Consider the following 26709-nt stretch of genomic DNA (forward strand, 5'->3'; position numbering starts at 1 on the left):
GCCGCTCTATGTCTTCCCCGAACAAGCATTTTTCGCCGTCCGGAACAGTCGTGGAAGACATGCGGTTGGCAAAGCACCGGAGCATGCCATGACCGATGAAGATCTTGCCAATAGCTATCGTGGCTACATCGCCTGCCTCAACACCCAGGATTGGCGGAGCCTCGACCGCTTCGTACACCAGGAAGTGCACTACAATGGCGACCGGATCGGCCTGTCGGGTTACCGCGACATGCTGGAGCGGGATTTTCGCGAAATTCCCGATCTCTATTTCGACATCCAGCTGCTGATCGCCGATATGCCGTTCATAGCGAGCCGCCTTCAATTCAACTGCACGCCGAAGGAAACTTTTCTCGGCCTGCCGGTCAACGGCAGGAAAGTGTCCTTCAGCGAGAACGTCTTCTACGAGTTTCTCGACGGCAGGATCAGGCACGTCTGGTCGGTGATCGACAAGGCGGCGATCGAAGCGCAGCTGTAGGCCGGCCCTTCACCGCTCGTCTGCTTTTCGAAGCGCGCCTAAGACCGTTCGTAAAAATCGATCATTCTAACGAAAATAATTCGTTGGAAAGATTAGTCTTGGAATGACATTTCTCCGGCATGCCTGCACGGAGAATTGCATTGTCGTCCCTGATCCACATCGCGAACGGTATTCCGAAAGGCCTGATTTCCGCCGATCTGGCCCAAGGTCGCAAGCGCCTCGATTCCCTGGGAAACGGCATCATTCCCGGCATCGTGCTGGTGGCGATGATCACGGCCGTCGCCTTCTCGGCCCGCAATGTCTCCGGTTTCGCCCTGTTCAGCCCGATGATCCTGGCCGTCGTCGCTGGCATGGTCTATTCCAACGTGCTCGGCACACCGGTGCACGCCAAGGCGGGCATCGCTTTTTCGCAAAAGCGCCTGCTGCGCTTCGCCATCGTGCTGCTCGGCTTCCAGCTGACGCTTGGCCAGGTCGTCTCGATCGGCACCGGCGGCGTCGGCATCGTCGCACTGACCCTTGGCGCCACCTTCGTCTTCACCATCACGCTCGGCCGGCTGATCGGCGTCGACGCCAAGCTCACCCAGTTGATCGCCGCCGGCACCTCGATCTGCGGTGCCTCGGCGATCGTCGCCACCAACATCGTCACCGATGCGCGCGACGAGGACGTCACCTATGCCGTCGCCTCGATCACCTTGTTCGGCACCATCGCCATGCTCGGCTTCCCGCTGCTGGCGCCGCTGCTCGGCCTCGACCAGCACGCCTTCGGACTGTGGGCCGGCGCCTCCATCCATGAGGTGGCGCAAGTCATCGGCGCCGGTTTCCAGAACGGCACCCAATCCGGCGAGATCGCCACCGTCGCCAAGCTGACCCGCGTCGCCATGCTTGCGCCGATGGTCATCGCGCTCGGCCTGATGGCGCGCCGCAAAAGTGACGACCAGTCGGCTGCACGCCCGCCCATGCCGTGGTTCGTCGCCGCCTTTGTCGCCGTCGTGGCATTGAACAGCCTGGTTACGATACCAGCCGAAGTGAAGCAGGCGGTAGTGCTGGCCACCACCATCATGCTCACCATGGGGCTGGCCGCCATGGGCCTGCAGGCGGACATTTCGCAACTGCGCTCGCGCGGCCTGCGCCCGCTGGCGCTCGCCTTCTGCGCCTTCCTGTTCATCGGCGGCTTCAGCCTGATGCTGGTGAAGGTCTCAGGCTAATTAATCCTGGAACGAGCTCGCCGCGACATAGATCGCCGCAAGCGCCTCGATGCCGGTCTGGTCGGCACTGTCGAAGCGGCCGGGCAGCGGGCTGTCGAGATCGAGCACGCCGAACACGCCCTCCTCGTCCTCAAGCAGCACGACCAGTTCGGAGCGCGAGGCGGCGTCGCAGGCGATGTGGCCGGGGAAATCATGCACGTCCTTGATCAGCATCGAGGTGCCGAGCTCGACCGCCGTGCCGCATACGCCCTGGCCGACGGCGATGCGCACGCAGGCCGGCTTGCCCTGGAAGGGTCCCAGCACCAATTCCTCGTCCGATGCCAGGAAATAGAAGCCGGCCCAGTTGAGGTCGGGCACCATCTGGAAGATCAGCGCCGCGGTGTTGGCGGCGTTGGCGATCGAATCGTGCTCGCCCTCGAGCAGCGCCTTCAATTGCTTGGCAAGGTCGCGGTAGAACGCGGCCTTGTCTGAGATATCGATGGCCTGGGCCGCGAACATGATTTGTCTCCAAACTGGGAATCGCGGTTCCGTTTCCGCAAACCCTGCACCAAACGACCACCGGACCATCCTAGGCAATTCCAGGAAAATGCGAAACGGTTTTCCGCTCGAAATTCTGTCCGTTGGCGCCTTGGCCCTATCTCCATTCCCGGCGCAAGATTTGATTCCGGCGGGAGAAAAATTTCAAAAGTATTATTTCGGAGCGCGGTCTCCTGACGCCGACAAGGAGGCCAAATTATTCGAAAGATTGAATTTTTCCTTCCGGGCGCCTATTTATCGAGAAGTTCATTTTCACGATTTCACGCGCGAAGGAGATTTCTTCAATGGCCGACGGCAATCAGACGATCATGCAAAAAGCTGAAGCCCGCTTTGTCGACAAGCAGAAGAAAACCGCGGAGCGCAACAAGGCAACCGCCGAATACATGTCCGAGGCGAGGGCCAGGGAGATCAAGACGGCAAGGCTGAGGGAATTGCGCCTGGCCAAGGAAGAAGCCGATCGCGTGGCGGAAGCGCTGAACCCGGCGCCGAAAAAGAAGCGTGTGGCCAAGAAGGCATAGAGTCACTCCAAGGACGTGAGCGGTCTCCCGCTGGGCTTGCACCAAGTCGAGGAATGCGGCGGCTCAAGCCACGTCTGACGTTCCAGCCATGCAATGGTCCTGCCGACCAAGGGCAAGAGCGTCCAGCTCCACACCGCGGCGCGTTCCCTTTCACCTGCCTTTCGGCCTCGAAGATGCGAAACGTCGCGGCCGCGCGCGAAATAGCGGATGGTACCGAGGAACCCTGATCTGGCCATTTTCCTCTTGATCGGTCCCCCGATCTGGCCTAGCCTTCAAGTTGAGAAAAGGTTTTTCCAGACAGTCCCGATGGGGTTCGGCCGTTAGCCGGGCTTAATTCCGGCCGGTAAGGGAAAACCTTTTTCCAACCAAGGATTTCTGCCGCGATGGCATCGGACGACCAGCCAGTTCCGGTCTTTCCCAAACCCGTCACCTTGCGCGACGTGGCCGCGCAGGCCGGCGTCAGCGTTGCCACTGCATCCAAGGCGCTCAACGATCAGGGGCGCATGACCGCCGAGACCCGCGAGCGCATTCGCGAGACGGCGCGCAACCTGGGCTTCCGGCCTAACAGCCTGGCGCAGAGCCTGCTGAGGCGCCGCTCCTTTACTGTCGGCCTGCTCACCAACGACACCTATGGCCGTTTCTCGCTGCCGCTGATGTCGGGCATTTCGGATGCGCTGGTCGATGCCGGCGTCTCGGTATTCCTGTGCAATGTCGAGGAGGATCCCCGTCTCGGCCAGCTCCATGTCGAGGCCATGCTCGACAAGCGCGTCGACGGCATCATCGCCACCGGCAAGCGCATCGACCGCCATCTGCCGATCGATCTCGCCAATTTGCGCATCCCCGTGATCTACGCCTTCACTCAGCCCGATCCCGACGCCGTCGCCTTCGTTTCCGACGACGCCGGCGGGGCGCGGCTGGCCGTCGACCATTTCTGCCGGCTCGGCCGCAAGCGCATCGCCCATGTCACCGGCCCGGCCAGCTTCGCCGTGGTGCATGAACGGGCGCAGGCCTATCGCGCCGCGCTGATCGAGAACGGCCTGTCCGTCATCGAACCCCTGCTCGGCGCCTGGTCGGAAGCCTGGGGGCATGAGGCGGTGACGATCCTTTTCGATGGCGGCGGAGAAAAGCCGGACGCCGTCTTCTGCGGCAACGACCAGATCGCGCGCGGCGTCATCGATGCTCTGCGCGAGCGTGGCTTGAGCGTTCCCGGCGATGTCGGCGTCATCGGCTTCGACAATTGGGAGATCGTGGCCGAGGCGACCCGCCCGCCGCTGACCTCGGTCGACATGAACCTGACAGCGCTCGGCCGCGAGGCCGGGCTGACCCTGCTTTCCCTGGTCGGCGGCAAGCCCGCCGCGCCGGGCATCCGAAAACTGCCGTGCCGGCTGGTGGTGCGGCGGTCCTGCGGCCGCCTGCCCGACGGCTAAAAAGACGGCTGAGAAACGAAGCGCCGCGATCGGCGGCAAGCCGCGCATCGCGGCCAAATGAGGAGGAGGAGAACATGAGGACTTTGATTGCCAAACTGGCCCCGACCAAATTGGCCCTGACCAAATTGGCGTTGACGGCTGCCGTTCTGGGTTGCGGCCTGCAATTTGCCGCCGCCGAAACCGCCAACATCTGGGTACGCGCCGACGGCTCGAACTTCATGCCGAGGATCGTCGACGCCTTCAACAAGGCGAACAAGGACCAGGTCAAGCTCGACATCATCCCCAATGCCGAGATCATCCCGAAATATGGCGCGGCCGCGGCCGGCGGCACGGCGCCCGACGCGCTGTCGCTCGACCTGATCTACACGCCCTCCTTCGCAGCCGCCGGCCAGTTGGAGGACATCACCGACTGGGCGAAATCGCTTCCCTATTTCGCCAGCCTGTCGCCCGCGCATGTGAAGACCGGCACCTACAAGGACCGCATTTACGGCCTGCCCTTCTCGGCCGACGCCTCGGTGCTGATCTGGAACAAGAAGCTGTTCAAGCAGGCAGGCCTCGACCCTGAAAAGGGCCCGGCCAACTGGGCCGAGATCGAAGCCGACGCCGAGAAGGTCAACGCGCTTGGCGGCAACATCAAGGGCTTCTACTTCTCCGGCAATTGCGGTGGCTGCAACATCTTCACCTTCACGCCGCTGATCTGGGCCTCGGGCGGCGACATCCTGTCGGAGGACGGCTCCAAGGCGACGCCGGACAGCCCGCAATTGCGCGGCGCCATCGATCTCTACCGCTCGATGGTCAAGAAGGATTTGGTGCCGGCGGGCGCGCAGACCGACACCGGCGCCAATTTCTTTGCCGCCTTCGCCGCCGGCAATATCGGCATCTCGCCCTCCGGCGCCTTCGCCATCGGCGCGCTCAACACGCAATATCCTGATGTCGACTACGGCGTCACCTTCCTGCCGGGCAAGGATGGCAACTGGTCGTCCTTTGCCGGCGGCGACAATTTCGTTGTCACCAAGGGCACCAAGAAACTCGCCGTGGTGAAGGAGTTCCTGGACTTCGCCTATTCGCTCGAAGGCCAGACGATCCTGGCCAAATACGGCAGCCTGCCGGTGCGCGGCGACATCGCCAAGGACGCGCTGAAGGAGCTCGACCCGCGCTACCAGATCGCCGCCGAGGCGATGGCCAAGGGCAAGACGCCGTATTCGGTGGTGTTCAACGACCTGATCAACTCCGCCAACGGCCCGTGGACACAGATGATCAACGAGGTGTTCTTCGGCGACGACGTCGATGGCGCCATAGCAAACGCCCAGGAGACCATGCAGTCGATCATCGACCAGGCGCCGGAGAAGTAGCGCCGCCTCCACCTCCCCCTTGAGGGGAGGTCGGACCGCAGGTTCGGGTGGGGTCGTCTCGGCAGTGCTCGACGTTCCTTGATGTCGGCGCGCTTGGCGGAGGACCCCACCCCCGGCCTTCGGCCGGACCCTCCCCTCGAGGAGGAGGGGACGCAGCGCCAGGGAAACAGCCATGACCACCATCACCGCAACCACCGCCCCACCCCGCGTCCGCAAACGCGTTGGCGCCGGGCGCCGGCAATGGATTGGCCTGCTCTATGTCGCGCCGGCGGTGGCGCTGGTCATGCTGTTCTTCGTCATTCCGCTCGGCATGACGGCCTGGATGTCGCTGCACAACTGGCCCTTGATGGGCGAGCACTCCTTCATCGGCCTCGGCAATTACTGGGCAATCCTGCGCGACACCAGGTTCTGGAACGCGCTGAGATTCACCGGCTACTACACGCTGATCGTCACCATCGCGATCTTCGCCGTCGCCTTTCCGCTGGCGATCTTCATCGAGCGGCCGCGCCCATTCACCAACCTCTACCGCACCATGTTCTTCATGCCGGCGGTGGTCGGCTTTGCCTCGGCGAGCCTTTTGTGGTCGTGGCTGCTCAACGTCGATTCCGGCCTGTTCAGCCCCGCCGCCTACGATCTCGGCCTGATCGACAAGAAGTTCAACCTGCTCGCCACCTTCCAACCGGCCTTCTGGTCGATCATCGCCATGGTGGTGTGGAAGGTCGCTGGCTTCACCATGATCATCCTGATGACCGGCCTGCAGTCGATCCCGCAGGATCTGCAGGAGGCCGCCGTCATCGACGGCGCCGGGCCGTTCGCCAGGTTCCGGGCGATCACCTTGCCGCTGATGCGCCGCACCCTGGCGCTGGCGCTGATCCTGTCGGTCGCGGGCTCCATCCTTGCCTTCGACCAGTTCTACATCATCCTGCGCGGCGGCCCGCGCAACCAGACGCTGACGGCGGTGTACTGGATCTTCAACCAGTCCTTCGTCTCGTTCAAGCTCGGCTATGGCGCGGCACTCTCGATGGTGCTGCTGGTCATCCTGGTGGCGCTCAGCCTCGTCCAGCTCTGGTTGCTGCGCAAACCCGAGGGGCTCGACTGATGGCGCAGGCGATATCGGGCACAGGCAAGCTTGCCGCGCGCTTGGCCAGGCATTCCACCGGAATCGTCGCCTCGGTGCTGTTCGTCGCGCCGATCGTGTGGACGGTGCTGTCGGCCTTCAAGCCGGCACAGGAGGCGCGCCTGCCGCCGCTGCCGCCCTGGCCGACGACGGGCTTCTCGCTGGAGAACTATCAAACGCTGAACAGTTTCGGCGACGGCCTGTGGGCCTCGGCGCAGAACAGCATCTATGTCTCGGTGATGACGGTCATGCTGTCGGTCATCGTCAGCGTGCTCGCCGGCTACGGTTTTTCGCGGTTTCGGTTCCCGTTCAAGGACTTGTTCTTCGTCCTCATCCTGTCGACGATCATGATCCCGTTCCAGTCGATCCTGACGCCGATCTTCCTGGTGCTGACCAAGCTTGGCCTGCACAACACGCTGACCGGCCTGGTCGGCGTCTATGTGACGCTGCAACTGCCGTTCTCGATCTTCATGATGCGCAACGCCTTCGATGCGGTGCCGCGCGAGATCGAGGAGGCCGCGCGCATGGACGGCGCCGGCAACGCCACCATGCTCATGAAGGTCATGCTGCCGCTGGTCTGGCCTGGTGTCGTCACCATCGCGCTGTTTGCCTTCCTCGGCGCCTGGAACGAATTCCTCGCTGCCCTGGTGCTGATGACCGACCAGTCCAAGTTCACGCTGCCGGTGATGATGACCGCACTTCAGTCCGGCCGCTTCGGCGCCATCGACTGGGGCGCGGTGCAGGCGGGCGTCACCGTGATGATGGTGCCGTGCCTGATCCTGTTCCTGGCTTTGCAGCGCTTCTACATCCGCGGCCTGATGGCCGGGGCCGTCAAATAGAGCATGATCCCGAAAAGTGGGAACCGGTTTTCGGAAAGATCATGCCCAAACAAAGAGATAGACGTCAGATCGAATGGAGTGAGTTCATGACCGCATCGCCATCCCCCCGGCACGCCACCCCAAATAAATCGCAGGAGACGGGCAAGCCGAAGCTCGCCTTCCGCCCGCTGCCGGTGCCGCAGGTCGACGTGCGCGGCTTCTGGGGCGACCGCGCCGAGGCGGTTGCCACGCGCACCGCCGACATCCTTTACGACCGCTGCGTGGCGGCGCGCATGCTGGAGCAGATCGATCCGGACCAGCCCTCGCCAGGCGTCGTCATTCCGTTCCACTCGCCCTCGCCCGACGAGGCGGCCTCCGCCGGCTTCACCGGCTCGACGGTGACCACGCAGATGTTCTGGGATTCCGATCTCGGCAAGACGATCGAGACCGCGGCCTATTCGCTCTACCGGCGTAAGAATCCCGAACTGGAGAAGAAGATCGACGCCGTCATCGACATGTATGGCAGGCTGCAGCAGGAGGACGGCTATCTCTCCAGCTGGTACCAGCGCATCCAGCCGGGCAAGCGCTGGACCAATCTGCGCGACTGCCATGAGCTTTATTGCGCCGGCCACCTCATCGAGGGCGCGGTCGCCTACTACCAGGCGACGGGCAAGCGCAAGCTGCTCGACATCATGTGCCGCTACGCCGACCACATCGCTTCGGTGCTGGGACCAGAGCCCGGCAAGAAAAAGGGCTATTGCGGCCATGAGGAGATCGAGCTGGCGCTGGTCAAGCTGGCGCGAGTGACGGGCGAACAAAAGTACATGGAATTGGCCAAATACTTCATCGACCAGCGCGGGCAGCAGCCGCACTATTTCGACGAGGAGGCGCGCGCCCGTGGCGCCGACCCGAAGGCCTATCATTTCAAGACCTACGAATACAGCCAGTCGCACATCCCGGTGCGCGAGCAGGACAAGGTCGTCGGCCACGCGGTGCGGGCCATGTACCTTTATTCGGGGATGGCCGACATCGCGACCGAATATGGCGACGACACGTTGCGGGTGGCGCTCGACCGGCTGTGGGACGACCTCACCACCAAGAACCTCTACATCACCGGCGGGCTCGGCCCGTCGGCGCACAATGAGGGCTTCACCAGCGACTACGACCTGCCCAACGAAACCGCCTATGCCGAGACCTGTGCGTCGGTCGGGCTGGTGTTCTGGGCGAGCCGCATGCTCGGCATGGGGCCGCACGCCCGCTACGCCGACATGATGGAGCGCGCGCTCTACAACGGCTCGATCTCGGGCCTGTCGCTCGACGGTTCGCTGTTCTTCTACGAGAACCCGCTGGAAAGCCGGGGCAAGCATAACCGTTGGAAATGGCACCGCTGCCCTTGCTGCCCGCCCAATATCGGGCGCATGGTCGCCTCGATCGGCAGCTATTTCTACAGCCTGGCGGACGACGCGCTGGCAGTTCATCTCTATGGCGATTCCACCGCCCGCTTCGACATTGCAGACACACCGGTCACACTGACGCAGGCGAGCCGCTATCCCTGGGATGGTGCCGTCGAGATCACCGTTGAGCCGCAGGCGCCGGTAGAGTTCACGCTGCACCTGCGTGTGCCGGCTTGGAGCTCCAAGGCCAAGCTCGAGATCAATGGCGAGGCGATCGACCTCGCAGAAGTGACCAGTGACGGCTACGCCGCGATCCGGCGCCAATGGAAGAAGGGCGACCGTGTCAGGCTCGATCTCGAAATGCCGATCGAGCGGCTCTATGCCAATCCCGAGGTGAGGCAGGATGCCGGCCGCGTCGCGCTGTCGCGCGGGCCGCTGATCTACTGCGTCGAGGCGATCGACAATGACAGCCGCCTGCATCGCCTGACCCTGCCGCGTACGGCCGGCATCGAGGCGCATGACGAACCGGATCTGCTCGGCGGTGTGGTGACGCTTTCAGCCACGGCACAAGCCGATGCCGGGGATGGCTGGCAGGACGGCCTTTATCGCGCCGATCCGCCGGCCAGGGTCGAGACGCGCCTGACCGCCATCCCCTATTTCGCCTGGGACAACCGCGAGCCCGGCGAGATGCTGGTCTGGCTGCGGGATAGTTGATACCGGCGGCAACGCCGTGGGGCGGCCGGTTATGTCCGGCTTGACTGGGCGGCGGCGGTCAGCGGCTTTTTCGGCGCTGCTTTCGCGGCGCTGCCGTCAATATGCGCCCAGGCCGGCCGCTCGAACAGGAACATGCCGAAGCCGATGCGCTGCACGATGAAGTAGAGCACGATGGGACTGATGATCGAGACCAGCAGCACCGCCAGGCTGAGCAAGCCCGTGTCGGTCAGCAGGCCGCTTGCCAGTGCGGCGCCGCGGAACAGCGACATCGGAATGGTGAAGGCGACATAGACGACCAGGGAATGTTCGCCCAGCCAGCGCAGCCATTCCATGGCGGGAAATTTCGACAGGAAACCGCCAAGCACGCAAAGCGCCACGGCACCGGCGACGGCCAGGACGAGATGCAGCGGCGGCCATGCCGCCAAGCCAATCTGCATGCCGACCGGCTGCATGGCATAACCCGACGAATAGACCAGCAGGCCATTGACGACAGCCCACAGGACGAGCCCGGAGACGGTCAGCGCCGGGCGGGCTTGCGTCCATTCGACGAGCCGGAACACCAGCGGCGCCATGACGAAGCCAACGTAGAAAAAGACGAAATAGGCGGCGAATTGTTCGACCGCGTAGCTGTCGGGATGCGGCGCCCACATCTGCAGGCCGGCGGCGATCGGGATGACGATCCAGGCGGGCACGGCAAGCTGCCGCAGCAGTTTCGCGGCAAGACCGAACACCGCCAGCATGTAGATGAACCACAGGACGCCATAGGGCTGGACGACGGCCATTGCCAGGTCGTGCAGCATGCCGGCGGGATCCCGGCTGAAGATGCCGATCTTCAGCCCGATCGAGATGATCGCCCACAGCACGTAGAAATAGAGGTAATGGACGACGCGCCGGTCGATATAGCGCAGCCACGGCCGGTCGATCACCTGCGACAGGAACAGCCCCGAGATCAGGAAGAATTCCGGCATCCGGAACGGCGTCGCGAAGCCGATGACATAGTGGAGAAAGCCGACGCCGCCTGTATACTCGCCGGTGTTGTAGGCCGAGTACATCATGACCACGAGGATGATCGAGAGGCCTTTGGCCGTGTCCACCCACGGCACGCGCATTGGGCTGCTGTTCATGGCGGCGAATCCAAACCGGCCGGCCCGGCTGGCCAGCCATCATCCCGCGATGTCTAGCACCATCAAGCTTCCCAGATCGTAAACGCGGCTGTCTTGCGGTGAGGCTGGCAGCGTCCGCGGGCCGCCGTGTTGAAGCCGTTGGCAATCATCTGCCGTCCGCGCTGCCCCTCGCCTGCCTGCCGGCATCATCCCCGTAAACGGGGCGAGGGACGCCGTTCTCGCCGATTTCGCCAATCGCCGGCGTTGCAGAAAGAGCGTCGGCCTCGCGGGCAGCCCTCTCGCCCCCGTTTACGGGGAGAGATGTCCGGCAGGACAATGAGGGGCAGCGCCGACCGTGACCTCTATGCACAATGAACGATTACTTTCGGGACTTGGATTTGTTCAAAGCCACCGCCGCGCGTACCAGCGCCTTGAAGGCCTCCTGGTCGACCTCCTCGCCTTTCTGGAAATCGATGGCGCGCCGTGTGTTGCCTTCGAGGCTGGAATTGAACAGGCGCGAGGGATCGGGCAGCGCGGCACCCTTGGCGAAGGTCAGCTTGACGACGGCCTTGTAGGTCTCGCCGGTGCAGATCATGCCGGCATCCTCCCACACCGGCACGCCGCGCCATTTCCACGTCTCGACCACGTCGGGATCGGCTTGATGGATCAGCGCGCGCAGCCGCGCCAGCATCTCGCCGCGCCAGTCGCCCAATTCCTTGATCCTGCCGTCGATCAGCTCGGAGGGAGATTTGCTGTCCTGGGTGGTCGTCATGCCGTTTCTCCTTTGAATGCCAGATAGCGCATTCACATGCGCTCGCCAGGCAAGTGGCTGGCCTGCTTCACCCAGGCGCTGAACTGCGCTTCGTCGAACGCGTCGTCCTCATGAATGTCGAGGTAGCGCGTGTCCTGGCTCCTGGATTCGCCCGGCGGCACCGGATCCAGCGACATGCCGCGAAAGAAGGCCACCTTGATGTATCTGGTGAAGCAATGGAAGCTGAGGAACCAACCTTCGCCCTCGACGCCGTAGAAAGGCGAGTTCCATTTCACCGCCTTGTTCACCCCGGGCACGGCGCGCTCGATGAGCGCGTCGAGCCGCCCGCCCATCTCGCGCTTCCAGCCCGGCATTGCCGCGATATAGGCCTGCACCGGAGCGTCGCCATAATCCTTGGCGATCTGCGGGTTGCCGCCGGAAAGCAGCTTCGGCTCAGCCTTGGCCGGGTCGCCTTGGCCATGCGCTTTCCTCCTATCCATTGGCCCGCTGTGCGCTGCGTCCTTTCGCGACATAGGGCAGCACGAACATATAGAGGCCGCTGAACAGCATAAGGAAGAGCGGCGGCAGTGGCGAATAGACCACCCAGGCCGGCGGCTGTCCAAACGCCATGGTGACGAAATTGGCGACGACGGTCGCCGTGAAGATGATCGACAGCCAGCGATGCGCTTGCCGCATCCATTTGCTCCAGTCCAATTCTGCCTCCTCTTGCGCTATGCGTTGAAACCCGGCGCCCTACCAGCGCGCCAGTTCGGTGATCTGGATGAGATTGCCGCAGCCATCCTCCAACTTGGCGATGGTCGAGCCGGTCACGTCGGTAGGCGCCATGGCAAAGGCACCGCCCTTCGCCTTGATGCGCTCATGGTCGCCCTTGATGTCGTCGGTGAAGAGCATCAGCGCCGGCTGGCCCTGCTTGAAGATCGCCTGCTGGTAGGCCTTTGCCGCCGGGTTGTCGTTCAGCGCCAGCTGCAATTCGGTGCCGTCGGGCTCTTCGGCCGAGACGACCGTCAGCCAACGGAACGGCCCATTGCTGAAATCGGCTTTTTTGGTGAAGCCCAGCACGCCGGTGTAGAAGGCAAGCGCCTTTTCCTGATCGTCGACATAGATGCTGGTCAGTTTGATCTTCATCGCTTTTTCTCCATGATTTTGCCGGCGGGAAACCCGCCCTCTAATATTTCTGTGTGGCTTTCAGTTCGGCCGAGAGGCCTCAGTCCGTCCGCGCCAGAAGCTCTTCCAGCTTTTCCAGGAATTGCGGCCAACCCACCTTGGCGCCGCCATAGGCCCGCTTCTGGTCGGGCCGGAAACCGGCCTGCTCCATGCGCAAATGGGTTCCCGTTGGCGTCGGGGTGAGCGTGAAAGTCACCACGCTCCTGAGATCGAACGCCGGGTCCTGATGCGCGAGGTTCCAGCTGTAGGACAACCTCTTGTGCGGCTCGACGGCAAGCACCTCGCAGTCCAGCACGCCGCCCCAGTCGGCGCTGATGTTGAAGCGATGGCCGACGGCGGGTTTGAAATCGCTCTTCATCAGCCACTCCTCGATCAGATGCGGTTGCGTCAGCGCGCGCCAGAGTTTTTCGGGCGGATGGGAGATCTCCCGCTCGACGACGACAGTGCGGGTTTGCTGTGCACTATCGTTCACTGGTCCATCCTTTTGAGCAAATCCTCGAGGTCGTCGAACCGGCTTTCCCAGAACCCGGCCATATGGCGTGTCCAGTCCATCAGGGGCGCCAGCGCGGCAAGCTGCGCGCTGTAATGCGTCTGGCGGCCTTCGTGGCGGTCGCGCACCAGCCCGGCCTGCTTCAGCACGCCGAGATGCTTCGACACCGCCGGCTGCGAGACGCCGGACTGGCTGGTCAGCGCCCCGACCGTCTGCTCTCCCTGGCGGCACAGCCGCTCGAAGATCGCCCGCCTTGTCGGGTCGGCGAGCGTCCTGAAGAGCATGTCATGAGCGTCTGGCATGGCTGATCGATAACCCATTGGCTATTGGTTAACGTATAACCACAGGGATATATGTTCGTCAAGCGGAGATTGGAGTGTCCTGAATACGGTGGTGCTAGACGGCGACGTGGCCGCGACCGATCTCGCGCGCCACCAGTTCCTGCAGTTGCCACAGATTGCGGTCGCGTATGCCGCAGGCGTCGAGATGGCGGATGGTCTCGAACAGATATTGCGCGCCCGAGCCCCAATGGCCGACGGCGTTCGCCAGCGTCGCCGCGACCGCGGGCTTGTCCAGTTTGCCGGCATAGCGCGGGTTGGCGGGATCCACGACGAAGCCGAGCGCCAGGCACGGCCCGCTTTCGGTGCTGACCCGCAGCCAGCGCGGCACGTTGACGGCGGGCAGGATGGTCATTTCGCGGCGCAGCAGCGCTTCCAGATTGGCGGCTACCGGTTCGGCGATCTCGAACACCATGCCCTGGCACTGGCCGCCACGGTCGAGCGCCATCATCAAGCCGGGCTGCTCGAGCGTGCCGCGAAAGCGCTGCACCGTGAAGCAGAACGACCGGTGCCAGCCCCGCGCCGCCGCCCGCTCACCGCCCCTCACCTCGCCCGCCGGCTTCCACAACAGCGAGCCATAGGCGAACAGCCTCAGCGGCCCGGCCGGTGCCGAGGCCAGGATCTCGTCGCGAAACCGCGCATAGTCGTCATCGGTCATCGGGATCATGCCCGGCACCGGCCCGGCATCCTCGACCACGCGCAAGGTGCGCGCCACCAGCGCCTCGGTCAGCGCCATCGGCGACTTGCGTGGCGGTGATTTGCGCGGTGCGGCGGAAATCGGCTTGCTCATTGTCGTGCCTCGGCCATGGCAGCCATGTTGCTGAAGGCTAGGGGATTCTCAAGAGCCAGAACCGTTCGAAACCTGGAATCCATACCTGAGCCATCCCGTGCAGCAGCTTGATCGGATTCAACAAAATCGGGCGACGTTCGGCGTGCCTATGACACCAGCGGCATCGGCAGCTTGAGCCCGTCGATCAGCGCATCGCGGAACAGCGCGATGGGGCGCCCTAGCCGCCCGGCAGGCGGGCGGTGCAGCAGCCAGGCGCGGACTTGCGGCTTGAAGTCGGGGCAGTCGATCACCTCGACGGCATCGCGCCAGCGACTGTCGGCGAAGGCGCCCGGCGTGACGATGCCGATGCCATGGCCGCGCGCCACCAGCGACATTCTGAGATCGACGCTGAGCGCTTCGACGCCGACCTGGAAAGGCAGCCTCGCGGCCTCGAAGCTCTGACGGATGAAGGCGCGAAAACCGCAGCCGTTTTCGTTCATCACCCAGGCAAAGCGCGATAGATCGGCAAGCTTCGCCTGCTTCGGCACGCCAAGGCCGGGAGACGCGACCAGCAGCACCGATTGTACGCCGAGATCGTCGCAGACCAGTTCGTCCGGTGGCGCCAGGCCTTCGGCGAGGCACACCGCCACCGCGTCGACCTCGCTGCGCGCCACCTGCTCGACCAGCCTTGGCGACCAGCCCGACGTGATGCGCAGCGTCAATTGCGGGAAGGCGGCGCGCAGGCCATCGAGCGGCAGCGCCAGCGCCGCATCCGAGAGATAGGGCATGATGCCCAGGCGGAATTCGCCCCTGACCTCGCCTTGCGGCGACACGCCTGCCTTCAGGTCCTCCAGCGAACGCAGCACGCGCCGGCCATGCTCATAAGCTTCGCGTCCCGAGGCGGTCGGCTTCAGCGGCTTCGACTGGCGGTCGAGCAATGCTGTCGCCAACCCATCCTCGAGGTTCTGGATGCGGCGCGTGACCCCCGGCTGGGTGAGATTGAGCCTGGCCGAGGCGCCGACGATCGAGCCAGTTTCCACCACGGCGACGAAAGCTTCGAGATCGTGGATGTTCATGCATATCTCGCATAATCATTATCGATTAGATTGAATTGTAGCATGATAAAGCTTCGGCATAAAGTCCTTACAGGATATGCCACTTCATTGAGGACTTCATGCTCGATACCAATGACGGCCAACTGGCCGGACGGCTGCCGGCTCGAACCATCACCGGCCCGCAGACGCTGCTTTTTGCAGCCTCTACCGGCATTATCGTCACCAATCTGTTCGCGCCGCAGACACTGGTCGGCCTGATCGGCCCGTCGCTCGGCGCCGGCACAGCGAGCGTCGGTCTGGTCGCCATGGCGACGCTGCTCGGCTATGCCGCCGGCCTGTTCTTCTTGGTGCCGATGGCCGATCTCGGCGAAAACCGCACCCTGATCCTGCGCATGCTGGGCGCGGCGGCTCTTGCGGCCGGCATCGCCGCGCTGGCGCCCACCATCGCCTCGCTGCTGATCGTCCTGTTCGTGCTCGGCGCCGCCTGTTCGGCGATCCAGATACTGGTGCCAATCGCCGCCTCGATGGCGCCGCCCGGCGAGGCCGGCCGCGTCATCGGCGATGTGATGAGCGGACTGATGATCGGCATCCTGCTCGCACGGCCGCTGGCCAGCCTCGTCGCCGATGCCTGGGGCTGGCGCGCCTTCTACGGCCTCAGCGCCGCCGCCCTGACGCTGCTCGCCGTCGTGCTCGCCTTCACCCTGCCGCGACGGCGGCCGGAGGTGAAATCGTCCTATGGCGCGCTGATTGCTTCACTGTTCCATCTGCTGCGCCAAGAGCCGGTGCTGCGGCGCCGCGCCTTGACCGCGGCGTTGGTGATGGCGGCGTTCAGTCTGTTCTGGACGGCGGTGGCCCTGCGCCTGGCGCAGCCGCCTTTCGGCCTCGGGCAACGCGGCATCGCGCTTTTCGCGCTCGTCGGCGCCGGCGGTGCCGTGGTTACGCCGCTGTTCGGTCGCGCCGGCGACCGTGGCTGGACGCGGGCGGCGACGATCTTCTGCCATCTCCTGCTGATCGGCGCGCTGGCGCTCGCGGCCTGGGCCGGCTCCTTTCAGTCCGGCGCGTCATGGACACCGCTCGCGCTGATGGGCGTCAGCGCCGTGCTGCTCGACATCGGCGTCACCGGCGACCAGACGCTCGGCCGCCGCGCCATCAACCTGCTGCGTCCCGAGGCGCGCGGCCGCCTCAATGGCCTGTTCGTCGGCATCTTCTTCATCGGCGGCGCCATCGGCTCCTTGCTGGCCGGCATCGGCTGGACCCTGGGCGGCTGGCCCTGTCTCTGCGCCGTCGGCGCCGCCTTTGGTCTCGCTGCCCTGCTGGTCGACTGGACCGGCGGGCCCGAATGACCGCTGGCCGGAACGACATTGCCTCATAAGCGTTGTCGGCGGGGAGGAAGTCATGAACGATGCGCCGGCAACGCCCGTCGGCAGGCCGCTTTCGCCTGGCGAGCTGGTCACCGTGATGTCCCATTTCCATCGCGCCGAGATCGCCCGCATGGCGGGCTGGCGCGACCGCCTCGACCGCACCAGCAATTGGGCGATCACCGTTGTCGCGGCGATGCTGTCGGTGTCGCTGTCGACGGCCAGCGCCCATCACGGCGTGCTGCTATTCGCCATGCTGCTGGTGCTGCTTTTGTTGTGGATTGAGGCGCGCCGCTACCGCTTCTTCGATGTCTACCGCGCCCGCGTGCGCCAGTTCGAGCGCCATTATTTCGCGCAGATCTTCTCGCCGCAGCCCGACTTTGCCTCCGACTGGCTGCTGATCCTCGGCGAGAGCCTGCGCACGCCAAAATTCCTGGTCTCGCAGCGCGTGGCGCTGGCGCGCCGCTTGCGCCGCAACTACCTGCACATGATGCTGATCCTGCTGCTCGCCTGGATCCTCAAACTGTCGACCCCGAGCCTGATCGACCAAGGCGTGCCGGTCGGCTTTGTCGGCACGATGCGCGAAGCTGTCGGCGCCGCGGCGCTCGGTCCCATTCCGGGCGTAGTCATCGTCGCCGTGGTTGCCCTCCTCTATGCCGTCCTGGTGGCAGCCGCCTTCCTGACACCGGGCGACGACGGCGAACTCTCCTTCGGCGACGTCCACGTCTGAGTTCGATATCTCGCGACGATGGCTGCAACGCAAACCCCGGCCGCGCGTTGTGATGGTCAGTCCGCGGCGGCGTCTTGAAGGGACCCATGATCCACCCACTGGCAACAAGGTCGCACGGCACCGCGGCCGCCCTTTCGCTGGCCGTCGCCCTTTCGCTGGCGATTGTCGCCCTCGCCCCGGCAAGCCAGGCGCTGGCCGCGCAGCCGGCCGGCCACGCCTCGGGCATGGGCGGCTCGGCCGAAGGGCTGTTCGTCGCCGAGATCGTGCTTCTGCTTCTGGTCGGGCGTGGCCTGGGTGAGATCTTCCAGCGCTATGGCCAGCCGGCGATCATGGGCCAGCTGATCGGCGGCATCCTGCTCGGGCCGTCGCTGTTCGGCTGGCTCTGGCCCGGCGCCCAGCATCTGATCTTCTCCACCGATCCGGCGCAGAAAAGCATGATCGATGCCGTCTCGCAGCTCGGCATCCTGCTGCTCCTGCTGCTGACCGGCATGGAGACGGATCTGCGGCTCGTGCGGCGGGTGGGTGCGGCCTGTTTTTCGATCTCGATCACCGGCGTCGTCCTGCCCTTTGCCTGCGGTTTCGCGCTGGCGCAGGTCTTGCCGGATACGCTTCTGCCCGAGCCGAGCGAGCGCATCGTCGCCGGGCTGTTCCTCGGCACGGCGCTGTCGATCTCCTCGGTCAAGATCGTCGCCATGGTGGTGCGCGAAATGAATTTCATGCGCCGCAATCTCGGCCAGGTCATCGTCTCCTCGGCAATCATCGAGGACACGATCGGCTGGCTGATCATCGCCGTCACTTTCGGCATCGCCACCAATGGCAGCCTGCAGGTGCTGCCGCTGGTGCTGACGGTGGCCGAAGTGGCGCTGTTCATGGTGTTCTCCTTCACCATCGGCCGCCGCCTGGTGTTCACCCTGATCCGCTGGAGCAACGATTCCTTCCGCAGCGAATACGCCGTCATCACCGTTATCCTCATCATCATGGGCGTGATGGCGCTGATCACCAACCTGATCGGCGTCCACACCGTGCTCGGCGCCTTCGTCGCCGGCATACTGGTCGGGGAATCGCCGATCCTGTCAGACCACATCGAGGGCCAGTTGCGCGGCGTCATCACGGCGCTGTTCATGCCGGTGTTCTTCGGCATGGCCGGCCTGTCCGCGGACCTCACCGTGCTTGCCGACCCGACGCTGGCGCTGCTGACGCTGGCCCTGGTGGCGATCGCCAGCATCGGCAAGTTCTCGGGCGCCTTCCTCGGCGGCCGGCTGGCCGGCATGTCGCTGAAGGAGTCCACCGCCGTCGGCAGCGCCATGAACGCACGCGGCTCGACAGAGGTCATCGTCGCCTCGATCGGCCTGTCGATGAACATCCTCTCCCACAATCTGTTCACCATGATCGTCACCATGGCCGTCATCACCACGCTGGCCATGCCGCCAATGCTGCGCTGGGCGCTCGGCCGACTGCCGGTCGGCGACACCGAAAAGCAGCGCGTCGACCGCGAATTGCTCGACGAGCGCGGCTTCGTCTCCAAGCTGGAGCGGCTGCTGCTGCTCGTCGACGACAGCCCGGTCGGCAAGTTCACCGCCTACCTCGCCGGTCTCGTCGGCGGCGGCAGCGGCATGCCGACCACGCTGCTCCACCTCGAGGACGGCAAACTGCCCGGCCCTGTCCGCGACAAAGGTCCCGAGCGGGCCTCCAAGCAGGTCAAGAGGGGTGCGGCCAGAAGCGCCAAGGCTGTCAGGAAGGCCGAGGATACGCCCGTCGACAAGGTCCACCTGACGGCCCGCACCGAGCTTGAAGCCACCACCGAGACGATCGCCGCGGAAGCCCGCAAGGGCTACGGCCTGCTGCTGGTCGGGCTGGACAACGCGCTGGCCGAAGGCACCTTCAGCGGCACGCTGAACGCCATCACCAGCGGCTTCGACGGCCCGCTCTGCCTGGTGCTGAATGGCGCCAAGGCCGATGGCAAGATGCCGATGCTGCGCGCCGGCGCGACCATTCTGGTTCCCGTCAACGGCACCGAGGTGGCGCGGCGCGCGGCCGATTTCGCGCTCGCCTTGGCGCGGCCGCACCGGGCGCGCGTGAAAGTCCTTTATGTCTCGCAGGCCCGCAAGGGCAGCCGGCCGAGCTCGGTTTCGCACCGCCGCGAGGAGGCCGTGCTCAAGGATGTCGCCGATCTCGCCGACCGCTATGGCGTCGCCGTCGACACAGCGATCAGGACGCGCGCCACGCCCGACAGGGCGATCGCCAGGGAAGCAGCCAAGGGCGCCGCCATGGTGGTGATGGGCGTCACGCAGCGGCCAGGCGACGAGCTGTTCTTCGGCGACACGGCGAGCGCGGTTCTGGCCGCCGCCGCCTGCCCGGTCGTGCTTCTGGCCAGCGACCGCGTGCGGCGAACCGAAGCCACCGCCGAGGAGACGGCAGCCGAGACTGGGGCTTGATGCCTGCCGGCCTTGCCGGAGGACGCGATTCCCCCGGGGAAGCGCTACGCGCTGTTCCTGGAATTGCGCCTACAGGCCGAGGAATTGCCGCCCGATCATGTAGCCCAGCGCCGCCGCGACGAGCGGAAACAGCGCCGGCGCGACCTTGCCGAACAAGGAGACGCTTGTGTCCTTGGGCGGCACATAGCGTCCATTGCCAAGATTCTTGGTCATTGCGTACCCCACGCCACCGGATAATTAGCAGATGCTTATTGACGCATGGTCGCATTAACGGGTTGCAAAGAAATTCGATCGAAAGCCGGCCATTCGAGTAGATGACTGGCGAATGCGGCTTGGCTTGGCCTGGATCTCGGAAGCGGGTATGCCCGCGGCCTCGCGCAGCCGCCGGGCATCGGTCGTCGCGGCCGAGCGCTAAATCCGGCAGACCGCCATGACGAAGAACTCGCGGTAGCAGAAGTCGGGATCGTCGAGCAGGCGATCCGGCCGCTGCTTCAGCTCCCGCCAATAGGCCTGGTCGGCGTCAGGCAGGGCGTAGCCCGGCGCGACGCTGGCAAAATAGGCCAGCAGGTCGCGAACATAGTCGCGCGTGAAGCGAGGCGCCGGCGCCCAGCGCTCGACCAGCCAGCCCTTGCGGCTGACGACCTCCAGGCCCGCCTGCCGCAGGCGCGCCGGGAGCGTCGAACCGCAATCGGTGCCGAGCACGCCCCGGTCGCGAAACCCCTGCAGCCTGGCGGCCATGAAGCGCGCCAGCAGGGCCCGGTCCATGGGCAGGATCTGCAGGATGGTCGAATCGAAATCCTTGACCGCCAGGATGCCGCCCGGCTTCAGCACGCGCCTGGCCTCGCCGACGGCAAGCTCGAACTCGGCCGGCGTCAGATACTGCATGACATTGCCGGACCAGACGCAATCGAACGATGCGTCGGCGAAGGGCAGCGACAGGATGCTGCCGACACGCGTGGCAATTTCAGGCGGCTCGGGCAGCGTGCCCGCGAGCGCCTCCACCCGGGCGATGTTTTCGGGCGCGAGGTCGAGCGCGGCGATGAAGCCGGAGGAGCCGACGGCGCTCGCGATGAGCGGCAGGAAGCCGCCGCTGCCGCAACCGGCGTCGAGCACGCGCCAGCCCGGTCGGATGCCGGCGTCGAGCAAGGCCGCCTCGTATTCGGGCCGCGACGATTCGAAATGAAGATCGAGCCAGCCGGCCTCGCTCGCTTCGTGGCCGGTGGACGTTTGGTTCCTGCCAGACAAATGATGACCCCCCATGGCGCGGCAGGGATAGAAGCGCACCCAACGGCATCGCGCAATGCCCCGCGCGGCGCGGAACCGACGCCGGTCTACGCCGGCAGGGACGGCTCGGTATTGGGTTCCAGCGCCTCTTCCGCCTCATGGTCCTCCGGAAGCACGTCGCCATGCACCGCCAGCGGCCGGCCGATCCAGATGGGATCGACCAGATGGTCGCGCTTGGGATTGCTCGTGTTCGGGTGGACGAGAATGCTGAGGCCGCCATGGTTCAGCATCAGCCACGGAACCAGCGCGCCGAAGATCCCGGTCGCGAAGGAGACCTGGTACATGGCCTTGTCATGCGGCCCGACTTGCCTGTCGTGCCAATTGCCCAGGCGCACGCGGAATCGTTCCGCGATGCGCAGCCGCAGCCATTCGGCATGCTGCCGCTCGGCCTGCCCGTCGAAATAGACATGCGCGTGATAGCTGGCGATCTCGGAAAGTGGCCGTGGACTGTCTTGGCTCATCTCGATGCCCTCCTCGCGGCATGTCTAGCCATTCAGCCCGAGAGCGCGGTCTTAAGCAAGGTCACCGACTGCCGCTCGACCCGCTGGGACGGTCGGCACCGCTGGACGCCGTTCCCGCCTCCCAGGCATGCCGTCACGCCGCCGGCGCCGCGAGGCTTTCGGCCTCGCGCACATCGTGTAGACTGGTCGTCCCCTTGGAAAATGACAAGATGAACACCGCCGAAACCCTGCCCTATCTTTCATCCCGGCTGCTTGACCGCCTGGGGATTTCGACAGTCGACATGGTCGACGAGATCGAACGCCAGATCGTCGGCCAGCGGCGCGGCGAGGTGTGGTGCGCGCCGAAGGCGGTCGTGCTGCCGGGCGACGACCGCTACATCATGGCGACGCTGGGCGTCGCCTCCACGCCGCCCGTGCTGGCGACGAAATCGCTGGTCGTCAATCCGCGCAACGCCGGGCGCGGACTGCCGACGCTCAATTCGCTGATCACGCTGCTCGACGCCGAGACCGGCCTGCCGCTTGCGCTGGTCGACGGCAATTGGGTGACCGAGAAACGCACGGCCGCCTTGAGCGCCGTCGCCGCCAGGCGCATGGCCAGAAGCGATGCGTCATCCCTGGCCTTCATCGGCTGCGGGGTGCAAGCGCGCGGCCATCTCGAAGCCTTCGCCGCCCTCTTCCCCTTGCGCGAAATCCGCGCCTTCGGCCGCGGCACCGCCAACCGCGACGCGCTATGCCAAATGGCGCAATCGCGGGGTCTGCAAGCAATCCCATGCGACACGGCAAGGGAAGCGGTCGAAGGCGCTGACATGGTGGTGACGACGGTGACCCTGGTGCCCAAACCCGCGCCCTTCCTCGACGCGAACTGGCTGAAGCCGGGCAGCTTCACCGTGATGACCGACCAGGCCCTGCCCTGGCTGCCCGAAACGATGCCCCGCTTCGACCGCATCATCGTCGACGATCTGGAGCAGGAGAGAACCATGGCCAAGCTGATGGTCGACCCGGCGATGGTTGCCGGGGATTTGACGGGGCTGGTCTGCGGGGACTTTGCGGGGCGGGAGAGCGCAGGCGAGACGACGGCGTTTGTTTTTCGAGGGCTGGCCGTGGGGATCTGGCGGTGGCGGGGTTGGTGTATGGGCGGGCGAATGTGGGAGCGTAGGGAGCGCGAAGCGGTTGGGCGGGCATGATGCAGGAAGCGCCGGAGGCGAATTACGCTACAGGCCTAAGGTGATGGCCAAGCCACCTACTCGTCAGTCGCTGTCCTCGCCCCCAACGAACGCTCAATCCATCACACGCGTCCGCCCTTCTTCAGGACTTCAGTGGCATCAAACGCGCCTTGGGCGCCGGCCTCGTCTGCATGGAACATTATCACAGTCACACCGATATCGGCCGTCGGAGCATACATGGGCGTGCTGATGGTTGTTCCGCTATAAGTGCCGTAAGCCGTACTGCCCATGACTGTTGCATTTGCGTTCCCAAACGTATTGCTGGACATACCGACAAACCGAGAGCCGCTCGCAGTTGAGGTTTGGTCAAAACGAAAATGTGTATAGCCACGAGACAATGTTGCCTCAGCTGCCTTCTTCATCGTGATCGCGCCGGCAGATCCGGTGAAAAGAGCGCCGCTGGCGTGAGTATCCAGCCGGACTACATTTGGTGCCAGTGGCATTTCTGATGTGGTTGCGCAGCCAGCAAGCGCCAGCGCGGCGGTCAAAGCGACAGCCCGATACATTGTGCTTCCCCCCAGATTCGGGTGATTTAGAGCACAGATCTTCCAATGCGTCGAATTCCGGTGAACGAAGGCGCTGCCATTTTAAGGCACTGTCAGGGATCGCCAGCTACCACGCTCATATCCACTATGCCGGGCAGAGCGAGCCGCATCGAGCCGAATGGCTGGGCCCGCGCATCGCTGTCGCGCACGGGAGATCCTTGGCACGCACGACGCGTTGGCGGCCTCTGATTGCACGCACCAGAAGTCAGACCACCTATTGAACCTCGACGCGCAGCGATAGGAAGCCTACATGACCATGCGAACGAACAAAGAACAAACTCCTTGCAAAAGCTTCATGGAGCCCGCAGATTGGCCTCGGTTGGCGAGAATCACTGTAGCAAAGGTAGAGCAATGCATCGTCTTTACGCGCAGTGAGTTACAATGCAGCCAGCAGGGCTAGACGGGGGAGCTATACGGGTGATCTGGGCAAACCGACTGCTGTTCTTTTTCAACCTGCTGTTCTTCGTAGGGTTGGCAGCCTTTCTCCATTGGCACGCAAGCGGCCTGATTGTTCCCGGCGTTTGGGAATACAAAGATTTAGTCGCCGTACTTCTGACGACAGTGACCGTGGTCCTTGCGTTCATTGGTGTTATTGTCGCCGGAGCAGCAATTTGGGGATACCAGTCCATCAAATCTATTGCCGAAGAGAAGGCTGAAGCGACCTCCAAGGCCGGTTGCGACGACTATTTGAAATCCCCAGTGTTTCGAGAGCAGGTGGATCAAGCTATCAGGCAACGATTAGCTGCCGAAGCGAAAGAAGCTGTCCAGGATGCTCTGGGACCGGCGGTTCTGAAAGCGGACGACGCGCCAGAATTTCAAGAACCTGTGGATGCGGGTGCTCACGCAGGCAACGCTGAAGGAGACCAAAAGTGGCGCGATTAACACTGGCGGATGTCCCGCATTCGGCAGCAGAAATCATTGCGCGCCACCAAACTGAAGCCCCCGTCAGAGTTGGTGCAATTGCCGCCGATTTGGGGATTACTGTTTTGGTCAGCGATCTGCCGCTTTCCGTCTCAGGAATGTTGTCCAGAATTGAGCCAGGGAAGGACAAATGGTCGATCAAAGTCAATCGGCACGAACATAGAAACCGGCAACGCTTTACTATAGCACATGAGATCGCTCATTTTGTCCTTCATCGCGACGCAATTTCGGATGGCGTAATTGATGATACCTTTTATCGCAGCGGACTCTCAGAGCGTCGAGAATTCGAAGCGAACGCATTGGCTGCCGATATCCTAATGCCTTGGTCGTTGGTGAAGCACTTGATGTCGAAGCATGGTACATCGGTTCCTGCACTTGCAAATGCTTTAGAAGTTTCCGAAGCTGCGATGCATATACGACTCGGACTGCCAACATAATAAAGCAGGAACGCGATTGAACGGCAGTAAGACCTACTTCCCAGCGATTGCAACTCGACAGGCTGAGATGCGGGCGCTTGGCCGTCTGGCCGGTCCGACGAAAGACCTGTTGCTCCCATTGATCAAGCTCCAAGCTTGGCCGCGCATTAAGCAAAGCGACACTGGTTTCGTTTCGCGAAGCCTTAATGAGCTTTTTGAAGCTTTTGGCGCGAGAAGAGTAATTATCGATCTTGCTTCGCCGCGGTATGATCGTGAGAGCGAGGCGGTTTCTTGCGGTCGTGCAGAAATCTCGGCGCTACATGCTCCCATTGAGGGGTTCAGAGCATGGGTCGACCTCATGCGTTTGCATGCGCAGTTTATTCCCGTTGTGCAGTGGACGATCGATCAGGTGATTTTACGCCAGGAAGTTCAAGAGCTGTTGGCACTAGATCGCGGCCTCGTTTTCCGATTGAAGAGAGGTCAGAATTGGAACCTGGACGGTATCGACTTGCTTGGTGGCATCTCTTTTAGGGGGAGTAGAGTGTTGGTTATCGTCGATTGTGAGCAGATTGCGCTTCGAGACGATTTGACGCTCCTCGCAAGCGCTGCGCAACGCACTATCCTCTACGCGAAAAGTAAACTTGCAGCGCCGGACCTACATTTTGTGGTCATCGGCTCCAGTTTCCCAAGCAGTTTTTCAGATATCCATCCGACAACGGCAAAACTCGATATCCGGGAGCGGCAAATCTTCTCTCTGCTTAGAGAGAGTCCTCCTCTTCTCAGGCAGGGGATACAACTCCAGTACGGCGATCACGCTTCGGTCTACGCGGCAGAACGAACCCCGTCGTTCAGAGGCTCGCCAAGGGTAGACTATCCTGCGCCTCATCGTTGGATTTATCATCGTCGACCTGCATCCGAGGGGTTCGGGGTAGCTGCAAAAGCCATTACTGACGAGGACGATTGGGACAAAGCTCTTCTGTGTTGGGGCGCGCAAGAGATTAGGCGTGCAGCAGCCGGGGATGTAGCAGGCTTGAACTCGGCATCGCCGTGGACCGCCGTGCGGATCAATGTGCATCTGCATCAGCAGGCCCATTTCTCCGCTGGTGGGGCTTCTGTTATCGAAGAGGCCTGGACCGACTAGACCTTTGTGAAAGCTTTTATGATCTCGGGCGGGGCTTGGCCGAAGCTTTGCCCGACATACTGGAAAATCTCCCATTCCTGGGCTTCGTTATCATCAAGCGTCGAAGCTTCAATCCTGTGCAGCCGACGCAGACGCAACAAATCTTTGCATTTCACACTCCTTTGAGCACCCGAGGCAAAAGCCTTAGAGGAGACGCGATAGCGATCTCGAAGAAAGGCAATAACCGCTGCGCGCGCATCTTCAATCGACATGGCTTGCGCGTGTTGCATCAGGTCAGCCCGCTTTTTCGGCAGTCCTCGGCCGCCAAGGACGAGCCGGAGACGATCAGCCGGCAGCAGTTGCAGAAGGAATTCGACAGATAAATGAGAAGACGTGGACGCTTGCCGGTGGACAATAATCTCCGGGGCCTTCGGCGCTCCAGCAAGTTCCATTACTCCGACGAAATCGGGCACAAGAGCGCGCACCGCCGAGAGGTGCTTGCTCGCAGCCACTACCGTCGTCTCGTCGAAGCACCTTGTGAAGGTGTCGAGTTGCTTCGGGAGACGCACGAGAGTGTCGGCGTGAGTTTTAATTTCGAAGCAAGATAGGCGGTCGTTGGCGAGTACAATGTCAGCGCGATTGCTCTGTCCTCCGACCACCAGTTCGGACATAACCGTTGAGCGCGACAGCTTCCGAGCCATTTTAAGTGCGCTCAAGAGGGCCGCTTTGGCGGTAGGCTCTGCCTTTTCACTATTCATGTATGTTTTCACTTCAGAAGGTGGTTCTTCTCCGGCGGTGGTGGCAATACACGTCTAAGCTGGATCGGGCACGGATTTTGGATTTCAGTTTCGAAACATCTTAGCAAATTATCACCCAGACGTCCGAGATGAGGCGCAGCAGGGTTCGCCCATATTGGCGAACCCATCAATTGACGATCGAGACCGCAATGATCGTAGCCTTGGCGGCTG

30 protein-coding genes are annotated in these 26709 nt (G+C 63.4%); 15 read left to right on the forward strand and 15 right to left on the reverse strand.

The window, feature by feature from the left end:
• Positions 1–88: 88 nt before the first annotated feature.
• Both LB557_RS08805 and LB557_RS08810 read left to right on the forward strand, forming a co-directional pair.
• On the forward strand, positions 89–475 hold the full coding sequence (locus tag LB557_RS08805) for an ester cyclase (RefSeq protein ID WP_224643360.1): 387 nt from the start codon (positions 89–91) through the stop codon (positions 473–475).
• Between the two features lie 140 nt (positions 476–615).
• Positions 616–1680: a YeiH family protein gene (locus LB557_RS08810; protein WP_224643361.1), complete on the forward strand. Its 1065-nt coding sequence runs from the start codon at positions 616–618 to the stop codon at positions 1678–1680.
• Here LB557_RS08810 and LB557_RS08815 read toward each other — a convergent pair whose 3' ends face one another.
• Complete coding sequence (locus tag LB557_RS08815) at positions 1681–2178, reverse strand: GAF domain-containing protein (RefSeq protein WP_140724959.1); 498 nt, start codon at positions 2176–2178, stop codon at positions 1681–1683.
• Between the two features lie 323 nt (positions 2179–2501).
• Between LB557_RS08815 and LB557_RS08820 the strand changes: the two genes are divergently transcribed.
• The 6 genes from LB557_RS08820 (at position 2502) to LB557_RS08845 (ending at position 9557) form a co-directional block, all read left to right on the forward strand.
• Positions 2502–2735 carry a hypothetical protein gene (locus LB557_RS08820; protein WP_015316770.1) on the forward strand — a complete coding sequence of 78 codons (234 nt, stop codon included), beginning with the start codon at positions 2502–2504 and terminating at the stop codon, positions 2733–2735.
• Between the two features lie 383 nt (positions 2736–3118).
• Entirely contained in the window at positions 3119–4162 is a 1044-nt protein-coding gene (locus tag LB557_RS08825) for a LacI family DNA-binding transcriptional regulator (protein ID WP_224643362.1), read from the forward strand.
• A gap of 74 nt (positions 4163–4236) precedes the next feature.
• A complete protein-coding gene (locus LB557_RS08830; protein WP_224643363.1) occupies positions 4237–5514 on the forward strand; it encodes an ABC transporter substrate-binding protein in 1278 nt (425 codons plus the stop codon).
• Between the two features lie 172 nt (positions 5515–5686).
• Positions 5687–6613, forward strand: a complete 927-nt coding sequence (locus LB557_RS08835) for a carbohydrate ABC transporter permease (RefSeq protein WP_140724950.1) — start codon at positions 5687–5689, stop codon at positions 6611–6613.
• Positions 6613–7470 carry a carbohydrate ABC transporter permease gene (locus tag LB557_RS08840; RefSeq protein WP_224644177.1) on the forward strand — a complete coding sequence of 286 codons (858 nt, stop codon included), beginning with the start codon at positions 6613–6615 and terminating at the stop codon, positions 7468–7470. The genes LB557_RS08835 and LB557_RS08840 overlap by 1 nt, the downstream gene beginning before the upstream one ends.
• Before the next feature lie 86 nt (positions 7471–7556).
• On the forward strand, positions 7557–9557 hold the full coding sequence (locus LB557_RS08845; protein WP_224644178.1) for a glycoside hydrolase family 127 protein: 2001 nt from the start codon (positions 7557–7559) through the stop codon (positions 9555–9557).
• Between the two features lie 29 nt (positions 9558–9586).
• Here LB557_RS08845 and LB557_RS08850 read toward each other — a convergent pair whose 3' ends face one another.
• From LB557_RS08850 to LB557_RS08890, 9 genes are all read right to left on the reverse strand, one after another.
• Positions 9587–10681: an acyltransferase family protein gene (locus LB557_RS08850; protein ID WP_224644179.1), complete on the reverse strand. Its 1095-nt coding sequence runs from the start codon at positions 10679–10681 to the stop codon at positions 9587–9589.
• A 358-nt stretch (positions 10682–11039) separates the two neighbouring features.
• Positions 11040–11432 carry a DUF1801 domain-containing protein gene (locus LB557_RS08855; RefSeq protein ID WP_224644180.1) on the reverse strand — a complete coding sequence of 131 codons (393 nt, stop codon included), beginning with the start codon at positions 11430–11432 and terminating at the stop codon, positions 11040–11042.
• Positions 11433–11464: 32 nt separating this feature from the next.
• Entirely contained in the window at positions 11465–11911 is a 447-nt protein-coding gene (locus tag LB557_RS08860) for a DUF1801 domain-containing protein (RefSeq protein ID WP_224644182.1), read from the reverse strand.
• A complete protein-coding gene (locus LB557_RS08865; RefSeq protein WP_015316761.1) occupies positions 11904–12125 on the reverse strand; it encodes a hypothetical protein in 222 nt (73 codons plus the stop codon). The genes LB557_RS08860 and LB557_RS08865 overlap by 8 nt, the downstream gene beginning before the upstream one ends.
• Positions 12126–12164: 39 nt before the next feature.
• Positions 12165–12557 (reverse strand): VOC family protein, encoded by a 393-nt coding sequence (locus LB557_RS08870; protein ID WP_140663587.1) that lies wholly within the window; start codon positions 12555–12557, stop codon positions 12165–12167.
• A gap of 79 nt (positions 12558–12636) precedes the next feature.
• Positions 12637–13068 carry an SRPBCC family protein gene (locus LB557_RS08875; RefSeq protein ID WP_140716562.1) on the reverse strand — a complete coding sequence of 144 codons (432 nt, stop codon included), beginning with the start codon at positions 13066–13068 and terminating at the stop codon, positions 12637–12639.
• The gene (locus tag LB557_RS08880) at positions 13065–13388 is read right to left on the reverse strand and encodes an ArsR/SmtB family transcription factor (protein WP_140716564.1); all 324 of its coding nucleotides are present in this window, start codon (positions 13386–13388) and stop codon (positions 13065–13067) included. Before LB557_RS08880 ends, LB557_RS08875 begins: the two co-directional genes overlap by 4 nt.
• Before the next feature lie 94 nt (positions 13389–13482).
• Complete coding sequence (locus tag LB557_RS08885; RefSeq protein ID WP_224644183.1) at positions 13483–14214, reverse strand: gamma-glutamylcyclotransferase; 732 nt, start codon at positions 14212–14214, stop codon at positions 13483–13485.
• A gap of 146 nt (positions 14215–14360) precedes the next feature.
• Complete coding sequence (locus tag LB557_RS08890; RefSeq protein ID WP_141906920.1) at positions 14361–15269, reverse strand: LysR family transcriptional regulator; 909 nt, start codon at positions 15267–15269, stop codon at positions 14361–14363.
• Between the two features lie 98 nt (positions 15270–15367).
• Between LB557_RS08890 and LB557_RS08895 the strand changes: the two genes are divergently transcribed.
• From LB557_RS08895 to LB557_RS08905, 3 genes are all read left to right on the forward strand, one after another.
• Positions 15368–16591 (forward strand): MFS transporter, encoded by a 1224-nt coding sequence (locus LB557_RS08895; RefSeq protein ID WP_224644184.1) that lies wholly within the window; start codon positions 15368–15370, stop codon positions 16589–16591.
• A gap of 52 nt (positions 16592–16643) precedes the next feature.
• A complete protein-coding gene (locus LB557_RS08900; RefSeq protein ID WP_224644185.1) occupies positions 16644–17336 on the forward strand; it encodes a DUF2270 domain-containing protein in 693 nt (230 codons plus the stop codon).
• 224 nt (positions 17337–17560) lie between these two features.
• A complete protein-coding gene (locus LB557_RS08905) occupies positions 17561–19771 on the forward strand; it encodes a cation:proton antiporter (RefSeq protein ID WP_411970541.1) in 2211 nt (736 codons plus the stop codon).
• A gap of 69 nt (positions 19772–19840) precedes the next feature.
• On the opposite strand, the gene LB557_RS08910 is transcribed toward LB557_RS08905, so the two are convergent.
• From LB557_RS08910 to LB557_RS08920, 3 genes are all read right to left on the reverse strand, one after another.
• The gene (locus LB557_RS08910) at positions 19841–19984 is read right to left on the reverse strand and encodes a hypothetical protein (RefSeq protein WP_181171316.1); all 144 of its coding nucleotides are present in this window, start codon (positions 19982–19984) and stop codon (positions 19841–19843) included.
• 198 nt (positions 19985–20182) lie between these two features.
• A complete protein-coding gene (locus LB557_RS08915; RefSeq protein ID WP_224713049.1) occupies positions 20183–20917 on the reverse strand; it encodes a methyltransferase domain-containing protein in 735 nt (244 codons plus the stop codon).
• Between the two features lie 185 nt (positions 20918–21102).
• The gene (locus LB557_RS08920; RefSeq protein ID WP_224644343.1) at positions 21103–21516 is read right to left on the reverse strand and encodes a DOPA 4,5-dioxygenase family protein; all 414 of its coding nucleotides are present in this window, start codon (positions 21514–21516) and stop codon (positions 21103–21105) included.
• Positions 21517–21725: 209 nt separating this feature from the next.
• Between LB557_RS08920 and LB557_RS08925 the strand changes: the two genes are divergently transcribed.
• Positions 21726–22700 (forward strand): ornithine cyclodeaminase family protein, encoded by a 975-nt coding sequence (locus tag LB557_RS08925; protein WP_224713050.1) that lies wholly within the window; start codon positions 21726–21728, stop codon positions 22698–22700.
• Between the two features lie 101 nt (positions 22701–22801).
• Here the strand turns inward: LB557_RS08925 and LB557_RS08930 are convergent, their stop codons facing one another.
• On the reverse strand, positions 22802–23245 hold the full coding sequence (locus LB557_RS08930) for a hypothetical protein (RefSeq protein ID WP_224644340.1): 444 nt from the start codon (positions 23243–23245) through the stop codon (positions 22802–22804).
• A 456-nt stretch (positions 23246–23701) separates the two neighbouring features.
• Between LB557_RS08930 and LB557_RS08935 the strand changes: the two genes are divergently transcribed.
• From LB557_RS08935 to LB557_RS08945, 3 genes are read left to right on the forward strand one after another with little or no spacing between them, the layout of a single operon-like run.
• On the forward strand, positions 23702–24166 hold the full coding sequence (locus LB557_RS08935) for a hypothetical protein (RefSeq protein ID WP_140617846.1): 465 nt from the start codon (positions 23702–23704) through the stop codon (positions 24164–24166).
• Positions 24154–24642 carry an ImmA/IrrE family metallo-endopeptidase gene (locus LB557_RS08940; protein WP_140617845.1) on the forward strand — a complete coding sequence of 163 codons (489 nt, stop codon included), beginning with the start codon at positions 24154–24156 and terminating at the stop codon, positions 24640–24642. Before LB557_RS08935 ends, LB557_RS08940 begins: the two co-directional genes overlap by 13 nt.
• A 16-nt stretch (positions 24643–24658) precedes the next feature.
• On the forward strand, positions 24659–25762 hold the full coding sequence (locus LB557_RS08945; protein ID WP_224644339.1) for a beta family protein: 1104 nt from the start codon (positions 24659–24661) through the stop codon (positions 25760–25762).
• Here the strand turns inward: LB557_RS08945 and LB557_RS08950 are convergent.
• The gene (locus LB557_RS08950; RefSeq protein WP_224644338.1) at positions 25759–26499 is read right to left on the reverse strand and encodes a sce7726 family protein; all 741 of its coding nucleotides are present in this window, start codon (positions 26497–26499) and stop codon (positions 25759–25761) included. The two genes, LB557_RS08945 and LB557_RS08950, sit on opposite strands and share 4 nt — an antisense overlap.
• Positions 26500–26709: the final 210 nt, after the last annotated feature.

This window comes from Mesorhizobium sp. BR115XR7A (assembly GCF_020165315.1).
Classification (GTDB): domain Bacteria; phylum Pseudomonadota; class Alphaproteobacteria; order Rhizobiales; family Rhizobiaceae; genus Mesorhizobium; species Mesorhizobium australicum.